Here is a 1,844-nt window from a genome sequence, read left to right as displayed (position 1 = left end):
GCGGCAATTGCGCGGTAGGGCGACGGCGCGTGCGGATCGCCCGCGACCAGCAGGCGATCATAGGCCTCGGTCGATTTCGAGGTCCAGTTCTGCGCCCAGGACAGGAAGCAGCGCTGCTCGGGCGTGAAGCCGTCGATCTCGACGTTCTCTTGCGGGTGCTCTTCGAGGTAGTCGAGCAGGGCCTCGTGCGCGAGGGTGATGCCGCCCAGATCGGCCATGTTCTCGCCGACCTCGAGCGGCCCGTTGGCCATCAGCCCCGGCGCGATCTGGTAAGTGTTGGCCTGCGCGATCAGCTGGTCGGCCTTGGCAGCGAACTGCGCCGCATCTTCCGCGGTCCACCAGTCGCGCAGGTTGCCGCTGGCATCGAACTGGCGTCCCATCGAGTCAAAGCCGTGGGTCATCTCGTGGCCGAGAATGGCGCCCATCCGGCAGAACCAGACCGCCGCGTCCTTCTGCGGCTCGAAGAAGGGGGGCTGCAGGATCGCCGCGGGCACCTCGAAGCCGTTGATGCCGGGATTGTAGGCGGCGTTGACGGTGGTGGGGCGGGTCGACGCGGTGTTGAACGATTCCTGCACCACCGGGCCGCCGTATTTCGCCATGTAGCGCGCATGCTCGAAGGCGGCGATCGCCATCAGGTTGGCGACGGGGTCGGCGCCGATCTCGACGTCGGAGTAATCGATCCACTCTTCCGGCCCGCCCATCTTCGCGGTCAGCGCGCGGAGCTTTTCCGATGCCTGGACACGGGTCTGCTCGCTCAGCCAGTCGCGGGTCGGAATGCGCTCGGCAAACACGGCCTTGATGCGGGTGAACATCTCTTCGGCGGTGGCCCGCGCCTCGTCGGAGAGGTTGGCCTCGACATAGAGCTGCCCCAGCGGATGCGCGAGCTCATCGGCGATGAGCTGGAAAGCGCTCTCCTCGCGCGGCGGCAGCACTGCGCTGCCCAGCAGGGCGCTCGAGAACGCCATGTTGGGCTTCTGGAACTCGGTCGACATCACCGGCGCGAAGCTCAGGAACACCCGCAGCTTGAGATAGTCCTTGATCTCCTCCAGCGGCCGCGTGCGCAGCAGTTCGGACAGAACCGGCAGGTAACGCGGGGAGGCAAGGACCACATCTTCGATCCCTTCGGGGTAGCCCGCCGCTTCGAGCAGCTTGGACAGGTCGATCTCGGGGATTTGCGCCTGAACCTCGGCCAGTGTCATGGGATTGTAGCGCATCTGCGGATCGGCCCGTTCGACCGGCGACAGCACGCCGCTATAGAGGATCCGCTCGATCTGGACGGACGCGCGCGCGATGCGGCTGGCGTCTCCGGGCGGGTAGCCTGCCACCATGAGCGTTTCGGCGAAGAAGGTCCGGTAGGCAATCAGCCGGGCGCCGTCGTCGGGCTCTTCGAGCACGCTCGCGAAGTTCGGGTTGATCGCGAAGCCGGCGCTTGCGAAGGCGAGTTCGTACTGGCTGTTGTCGAGCATGCCCTCGGTATGGCCGAAACCGAGAAAGACACCGGGGCCGCCGATCCTGTCCATGCGCACGAGGAACGGCACGAGGTCGCTCAGCCCGGTCATGGCATCGATGCGGTCGAGCTCGGCCTGGATCGGGGTGATGCCGCGGGCGTCGATCGCCTCGGTATCCATGTAGGCGCGGTAGAAATCGCCCACGAGCTGCGCCGGGCTGCCCTTGGGTGCGCCCTCGGCCTCCGCGGCGGCGCGGGCGAAGATCTCGTTCACCTGCGCCTGCACGATCTCGCCGGTGATGGTGAAGATGCTGTATTTCGGATGTTTCTCCGGCCGGTCGATGCGCTCGAGCCAGCCCCCGGCGGCGTAGCGGTAGAAGTCTTCCGCCGGGTCGAC

1 protein-coding gene is annotated in these 1,844 nt (G+C 66.6%); it reads right to left on the bottom strand.

The features are described 5' to 3' along the window. A partial coding sequence (locus tag G0Q01_RS24575; RefSeq protein ID WP_164213948.1) for a M13 family metallopeptidase occupies positions 1-1,844 on the bottom strand: 1,844 nt, incomplete at both ends.

Origin of the sequence: Salipiger sp. PrR007, from assembly GCF_010499845.1 — a bacterium.
In the GTDB taxonomy this organism is placed as follows: domain Bacteria; phylum Pseudomonadota; class Alphaproteobacteria; order Rhodobacterales; family Rhodobacteraceae; genus Salipiger; species Salipiger pacificus_A.
Note: the sequence above shows the minus strand (reverse complement) of the source record. Positions and strands in the feature narration are given on the sequence as shown.